Origin of the sequence: Methylobacterium sp. CCH5-D2 (assembly GCF_001556475.1) — a bacterium.
Classification (GTDB): domain Bacteria; phylum Pseudomonadota; class Alphaproteobacteria; order Rhizobiales; family Beijerinckiaceae; genus Methylobacterium; species Methylobacterium hispanicum.
Genome location: NZ_LSIX01000491.1, coordinates 1 through 5,402, shown reverse-complemented (window position 1 = coordinate 5,402; position 5,402 = coordinate 1). Strand labels below are relative to the sequence as shown.

Below are 5,402 nucleotides of genomic sequence, written 5' to 3'. Positions count from 1 at the left end.
CGGCCGCGATCGCCGAGATGGAGCGTCAGATGCAGATCTCGGAAGACATCCTGCGCTTCATGACGATCCGCGTCGAGGAGCTGGAGCAAGAGCCCTCCGCGATGATGCAGAAGCGCGACCGCGACGACCGTCGCGACCGCGAGCGCGGCCGTCGCCGCGACGACGAGGGCTTCGGCGGCGGTGGCGGCTTCGGCGGCGACCGTGGGGATCGTGGCGACCGCGGTGGGGACCGTCCCGAGCGGGGCGAGCGTCCCGAGCGCAACTTCGGCGGGGAGAACTAAGTCATGGCCTTCGGTGCTGGTGGCGGCGGTGGCCGTCGTCCTTTCTTCCGTCGTCGCAAGACCTGCCCCTTCTCCGGCGCGAACGCTCCGAAGATCGACTACAAGGACGTGAAGCTCCTGTCGCGCTACGTCTCGGAGCGCGGCAAGATCGTGCCGAGCCGCATCACCGCGGTCTCCGCCAAGAAGCAGCGCGAACTGGCCCAGGCCATCAAGCGCTCCCGCTTCCTCGGCCTGCTGCCCTACGTCATCAAGTAGGTCTTTTCTGACCAGGCCGGTCCGGTTCCACGGGCCGGCCCCCGTATCATCAGAAGACGACGGCTTTTCCCGGCCGCCGTCATCGTTGGGGCCCACAATGCCTCTAACCCCGGTCGCATGAGACCGGCGGGACAGCGGAACCCATGACCCAGTATCTCGGCATCGGCATCGGCGCGGGCCTCGTCTCGGCCCTCCTGTTCGGCGTTCTCCTGAAAGGAACGCTGCTCGCGTTCGTGCTGAACCTCGTCTCGCCGCTGCCCATCCTGATCGTCGGCCTCGGCTGGAGCCACCGCGCCGCGCTCGCCGCCGCCGTCACCGGCAGCCTCGCGCTGGCGCTCGCGGTCTCGCCCTCGCTCGGCCTCGGCTTCGCGGCCTATCTGGCGCTGCCCGCGTGGTGGCTCGCCTATCTCACGCTGCTCGGCCGCCAGAACCCCGACGGCACGACGGAGTGGTACCCGACCGGGCGTCTGCTCGGCTGGGTCGGCAGTACCGCGGGTGCCGCAGTCGTGGCGATCGCGCTCCTGTCCTCGTCGAGCTACGAGGCCTACGAGACGCAGATGCGCCAGCTCGCCGGCAACCTGATCCGCGTGCAGATGCGCGACGGCACCGCGCCGGCGCCGCGCACGGAGACGAGCGAGGACGCCGAGCGGAGCGCCGAGACGCCGACCGCGCCCCCTGCCGAGCCCGCCGACCCGAAGGCCAAGGCCCAGGCCGAGCTGCACGCGGAACTCGCCGACGCGATGGGCCGCCTCCTGCCCGGCATCGCCGCCACCGGCCTCGCGCTGCTCCTCGTCTTCTATCTCTGGGCCTCGGCCCGCATCGTGCGCCTCTCGGGCCGCCTGCTGCGGCCCTGGCCGGACATCCCCTCGACCGCGATGCCGCGGGGCGTGCTCGGCCTGCTGGCGCTCGCCGTCGTGCTCACCCTGGCGCCGGGCTATCTCGGCGTGTTCGGCACGGCACTCGTCGGCGCGCTCTGCGCGGTCTTCGCGCTGCAGGGGCTCGCCGCCTTTCACGACCGCAGCCGCGGGCGGCCCGGGCGCGGAGCGCTGCTCTTCGGCCTCTACCTCATCCTGTTCGTGACGCAGGGCATCGCCCTCGTCGCGCTGACCCTGTTCGGCCTCGCCGATACCGCCCTCGACCGCCGCCGCCCCCGGGGCGGCCCGGCGACCTGAGACCCGTACACACACCCCTCTGAAAGGATCAGAACCATGGAAGTCATCCTCCTCGAGCGCGTGGCCAAGCTCGGCCAGATGGGCGAGACCGTGAACGTCCGCCCGGGCTTCGCCCGCAACTTCCTCCTCGCCCGCGGCAAGGCGCTCCGCGCCACCGAGGCCAACAAGAAGCGCTTCGAGGACCAGCGCGCCCAGCTCGAGGCGCGCAACCTCGACCGCAAGAAGGACGCCGAGGCCGTGGCCGAGAAGCTCGACGGCCAGAGCTTCATCCTGATCCGCCAGTCGGGCGAGACCGGCGTGCTCTACGGCTCGGTCTCCACCCGCGACCTCGCCGAGGTCGTCTCGAAGGAGGGCTTCACGGTCGAGCGCGGCCAGTTCGTGCTCAACCAGCCGATCAAGACGCTGGGCCTGCACACCGTGCCGGTGGTCCTGCACCCCGAGGTCGAGGTGAAGGTCACCGTCAACATCGCCCGCAGCCCCGAGGAGGCCGAGCGTCAGGCCCGCGGTGAGTCGGTCACCGAGCGCGAGGCGTTCAACCTCGACGACCTCGGCCTCGAGGTCGGCGCGGCGCTGGCCGAGGCCGGCGAGGGCGCCGACGACCGCGGCTGATCCCTTCGCGACCGGTGGACAGCGGGGATGATCGTCCCCGAGGGTTGACCGGTTCCTAATTTGTTCCAAACATGGACGCCCGCCGCTCTCCCGAGCGGCGGGCGTTCTTCGTGTCGCACCCCCGGCGCGCGGGCGGCGCGGCAAGCATCGGTCAACCATACCGGTGCATGGTCCGTGCAAGGTGAAGTCGCGCGGCCCACGGGGGACGCGCCTGAGGAGCTAGCCGATGGCCCTGCCCAACGCCCTGACGGCCCGGCTCGAGGCGGTCCCGACCGAGTACCGGGTCCAGCCCCACAACATCGACGCGGAGCAGGCGCTGCTCGGCGCGATGCTGGTCAACAACGACGCCTACTACCGCGTCTCGGACTTCCTGCTCTCCGAGCACTTCATGGAGGAGGCGCACCAGCAGATCTTCACGGTCGCCGTCTCGCTGATCAAGGCGGGCAAGCTCGCCACGCCCATCACCATGAAGACGTATCTGGGCGACGCCGATTTCGGCGGCCAGACGGTGATGCAGTACCTCGCCCGGCTGGCGGCGGATGCCACCACCGTCATCAACGCAGGCGAGTACGGCCGCACCATCTACGACCTCGCCATCCGCCGCCGGCTGATCAACATCGGCGAGGATCTGGTCAACGGCGCCTACGAGGCCCCCGTCGAGCAGGCGCCCCGCGAGCAGATCGAGCTGACCGAGCGCCGGCTCTACGAACTGGCCGAGGCCGGCCGCTACGACGGCGGGTTCCAGAAATTCTCCGACGCGCTCACCACCGCCATCGACATGGCGGCCAAGGCCTACCAGCGCGAGGGCAAGCTGTCGGGCATCGCCACGGGCCTCAGCGACCTCGATTCCAAGATGGGCGGCCTGCAGCCCTCCGACCTGATCATCCTCGCGGGGCGCCCGGCCATGGGCAAGACCTCGCTGGTCACCAACATCGCCTTCAACATCGCCAAGGCCTACCAGGGCGAGAAGGGGCAGGACGGCGTCACCAAGACCGTCAACGGCGGCATCGTCGGGTTCTTCTCGCTGGAAATGTCGGCCGAGCAATTGGCCACCCGCATCATCGCCGAGCAGTCGGGCGTGCCCTCCTACAAGATCCGCCGCGGCGACATCCGGCCGGAGGACTTCTACAAGATCACCGACGCCGCCCGGGAGATGCAGACGATCCCGTTCTACATCGACCAGACCGGCGGCATCTCGATCGCCCAGCTCGCCGCCCGCGCCCGGCGCCTGAAGCGCCAGAAGGGCCTCGACCTGCTGATCGTGGATTACCTCCAGCTCCTCTCCGGCTCGTCCAAGAAGGGCGACAACCGCGTGCAGGAGATGACCGAGATCACCACCGGCATGAAGGCGCTGGCCAAGGAACTCTCGGTGCCGATCATCGCGCTCTCGCAGCTCTCCCGTCAGGTGGAGAACCGCGACGACAAGCGCCCGCAGCTCTCGGACCTGCGCGAATCGGGCTCGATCGAGCAGGACGCCGACGTGGTGATGTTCGTGTTCCGCGAGGAGTACTACGTCGGCAACAAGAAGCCGCGCGAGGGCACCGAGGAGTTCTTCGCCTGGGAGGCCGAGATGCAGCGCGTCCACGGCAAGGCCGAGGTGATCATCGGCAAGCAGCGCCACGGCCCCACCGGCACGGTCGAGCTGCAGTTCGACGCCAACATCACCCGCTTCTCGAACCTCGCCCAGAGCGACCGCCTGCCCGAGCCGATGTGATCCACCTGCTCGAGGGTCGTAGCCGGTAGATGCCGCTCGCATGGATCGGCATTGCCGCGACGGCGTATAGGAGGGCGGAAATGCGCTGAAGACCGGCGCTTGCTCGGAGGAACGAACGATTCCCCCCACCGGACCCGTCGGACACGGCGCCCGCCTCACCGTCGATCTCGCGGCCATCGCCGAGAACTGGCGCCGCCTCGGCGCTCAAGGGCCCGGCACGCCCTGCGCCGCCGTGATCAAGGCCGATGCCTACGGTTGCGGGCTCGCGGCGGTGGCCCCCGCCCTGTGGCGGGTGGGCTGCCGCACCTTCTTCGTGGCGCATCTCGGCGAGGGGGCGGCGGCGCGGCGGGCAGTCCCTGAGGCCACGATCTACGTGCTGAACGGGCTGCCGCCGGGCGGTGCCGACGCCTTCCTGCGCGACGGCCTGCGGCCCGTCCTCGGCTCGCACGACGAGCTCGACGCCTGGGCCGGGGCGAGCCAGGGCGCGCACGGGGCCGCGCTCCACGTCGACACCGGCATGAACCGGCTCGGCCTCTCGGTGCCGGAGGCGCTGGCGCTGCGCGCAGATCCCCGCATCCGCGCCGCCGGCATCGACCTCGTGATGAGCCATCTCGTCAGCGCCGAGCAGCCTGAGGATCCGGTCAACGCCCGGCAGATCCGGGACTTCTCGGCCGCGCGCGCCGCCTTCCCGGAGATCCCGGCCTCGCTCGCAAACTCCTCGGGCATCTTCCTCGGAAGCGCCACGCACCACGACCTGCTGCGGCCGGGCTACGCCCTGTTCGGCGGCAACCCCACGCCCGGGCACCCGAACCCGATGCGGCCGGTGGTGCGGCTGGAGGCCGAGATCGTGCAGGTGCGCGCCGTCGAGGCGGGTGCGGGCGCCGGCTACAACCACCGCTGGATCGCCCCCGGCCCGCGCCGGCTCGCCACGCTGTCGCTCGGCTACGCCGACGGCTACCCGCGCGCGGCGAGCGGGCGCGGACACGCGCTCGTCGGCGGGGTCGCGTGCCCGATCCTCGGCCTGATCTCGATGGACCTGATCATCCTCGATGTCACCGAGGCGCCTGACGCCCGGCGCGGCGCGACCGCCGTATTGATCGGCGACGCGCTCGACGTGGACATTGTCGGGCGCGCGGCCGGCACGATCGGCTACGAGATCCTGACCGGCCTGGGTTCCCGGTATGTTCGCACCTATGTAGAGTGAGGCTGGTTCGACCGTCCGGCACTCGCGAGATCCATGGCCAAGATCCACCAGACCTTCGTCTGCCAGTCCTGCGGGGCGGTCTACAACCGTTGGCGCGGGCGGTGTGAGGCCTGCAACGGTTGGAACACGATCGTCGAGGAGACGCCGGGCGGCGGCGTGCAGGCGGG

General features: G+C 70.4%; 6 protein-coding genes and 1 pseudogene. All 7 read left to right on the top strand.

The window, feature by feature from the left end; translation table 11 throughout:
* A pseudogene (locus AX737_RS12560) lies at nucleotides 1-281 on the top strand (30S ribosomal protein S6); the annotation flags it as partial.
* Between the two features lie 3 nt (nucleotides 282-284).
* A complete protein-coding gene (rpsR, locus tag AX737_RS12555; RefSeq protein ID WP_066921788.1) occupies nucleotides 285-536 on the top strand; it encodes a 30S ribosomal protein S18 in 252 nt (83 codons plus the stop codon).
* 143 nt (nucleotides 537-679) lie between these two features.
* Nucleotides 680-1,708, top strand: coding sequence for a DUF2232 domain-containing protein (locus tag AX737_RS12550; protein ID WP_066921786.1), 1,029 nt, complete (start codon nucleotides 680-682; stop codon nucleotides 1,706-1,708).
* Nucleotides 1,709-1,744: 36 nt separating this feature from the next.
* Nucleotides 1,745-2,317, top strand: a complete 573-nt coding sequence (rplI, locus tag AX737_RS12545) for a 50S ribosomal protein L9 (RefSeq protein WP_066921784.1) — start codon at nucleotides 1,745-1,747, stop codon at nucleotides 2,315-2,317.
* 226 nt (nucleotides 2,318-2,543) lie between these two features.
* Complete coding sequence (locus tag AX737_RS12540) at nucleotides 2,544-4,031, top strand: replicative DNA helicase (protein ID WP_066921782.1); 1,488 nt, start codon at nucleotides 2,544-2,546, stop codon at nucleotides 4,029-4,031.
* Between the two features lie 118 nt (nucleotides 4,032-4,149).
* Nucleotides 4,150-5,235, top strand: coding sequence for an alanine racemase (gene alr / locus AX737_RS12535; RefSeq protein WP_082773010.1), 1,086 nt, complete (start codon nucleotides 4,150-4,152; stop codon nucleotides 5,233-5,235).
* 33 nt (nucleotides 5,236-5,268) lie between these two features.
* Nucleotides 5,269-5,402: hypothetical protein (locus tag AX737_RS34350; protein ID WP_197430558.1), on the top strand; the 134-nt coding region annotated here is incomplete at its 3' end.

Coding starts and splice junctions, on each gene's coding strand:
- rpsR (WP_066921788.1), top strand. CDS start 285: ATGGCCTTCGGTGCTGGTGGCGGCGGTGGCCGTCGTCCTTTCTTCCGT.
- AX737_RS12550 (WP_066921786.1), top strand. CDS start 680: ATGACCCAGTATCTCGGCATCGGCATCGGCGCGGGCCTCGTCTCGGCC.
- rplI (WP_066921784.1), top strand. CDS start 1,745: ATGGAAGTCATCCTCCTCGAGCGCGTGGCCAAGCTCGGCCAGATGGGC.
- AX737_RS12540 (WP_066921782.1), top strand. CDS start 2,544: ATGGCCCTGCCCAACGCCCTGACGGCCCGGCTCGAGGCGGTCCCGACC.